This window comes from Streptomyces sp. NPDC001156 (assembly GCF_053598275.1).
Genome location: NZ_JBSFJX010000577.1, coordinates 1 through 1043, shown reverse-complemented (window position 1 = coordinate 1043; position 1043 = coordinate 1). Strand labels below are relative to the sequence as shown.

Sequence of the window (1043 nt, the reverse complement as noted above, 5' to 3'; positions counted from 1 at the left end):
AGCGTGCCGATGTCGGTGACGGACACAAGCCACCGGAACGTTCCGTCCTGCCCCCCCAACATCGAGATCCGGTGGTTGATGTCGAGCATGCGGCCGTCGCGGTGGCGCACCGTCATCGTGCCCGACCAGTCATTGTGGGCACGGCACTGCTCGATGAGCGCCGATATCGTCGGCGTTTTCTCGGAAGACGACAGTATGAGTGCGGCAGACCGGCCCACCACGTCCCCGGCGGAGTACCCAAGAAGCTGCTCGGCGGCCTGCGTCCATGCGACCACCGTCCCACGCTCGTCGAGCATCGCGACCGCCGACTCGGATACCTCGCGTGTGTTCAAGCGCTTGCCAAGGGTCACCCTGTCCGTGTTGGTCATCGAGCTGCCCTCCTCACTAGGTGACTCGTTCTCACGCGGGTCGGCTGCGGCGGCCAGGACCACGGCGGGGTGGACGGCTGGAGCAGCATGTGTCCCGGCGGGACATGGGCGACCTCGGCCGGGTCCCGCTGAGATCAAGTCGTTTAGATTTGTACCTTTTGGGTGGTCGACAGGGCAGGGCTCCGATCTGTGACAGGACTGCAGCCGGGGCTGATGCCAACGCGGTCCACTACGGCCGCCGCAGGGCCGCGGGAGGGCGGTATGTCACGAGCTGTCGGCGCTGGTCGCTGCCGGGACGGAAAGTGATCCCCCACACGACGGACTCGCCTGAAAAGCAGAGGGGCTGCCGTGCCCTTCGTGCCCGTTGCGTGCCCGTTCCGGCGGGACGCAACGGGGACTCACGGGGAACAGCGGCGCCGAGCGTTCTCCGGCTCAGGTCAGCGAGTCGCAGCCAACGCAGTGCATCGCGCGGAAGCTGGTGCAGCAACGCGCCCAGGAACGCCCGATCGCTCGGCCTGAAGTCCGGCCTGCCCCCTCCCCGTTCCCGCTCCAGCACGGTGATCTGATGACGCAACCGTTCCTAGGTCTCCTTGGTGGTCAGAACACGTGCACTTTGCTTGAGTTTCATCCGGCTTTGAGTCGGGCGGTGCGGGTGTAGTGCGCGACGGATTTGTC

Annotated in this window: 1 protein-coding gene; it reads right to left on the bottom strand. The window is 66.3% G+C overall.

Annotated features, from left to right (window positions below; all coding sequences use genetic code 11):
• Window positions 1-368 (bottom strand): PAS domain S-box protein (locus ACWDA7_RS53220; protein WP_450615479.1); only part of this gene is annotated, 368 nt, incomplete at its 3' end.
• Window positions 369-1043: the final 675 nt, after the last annotated feature.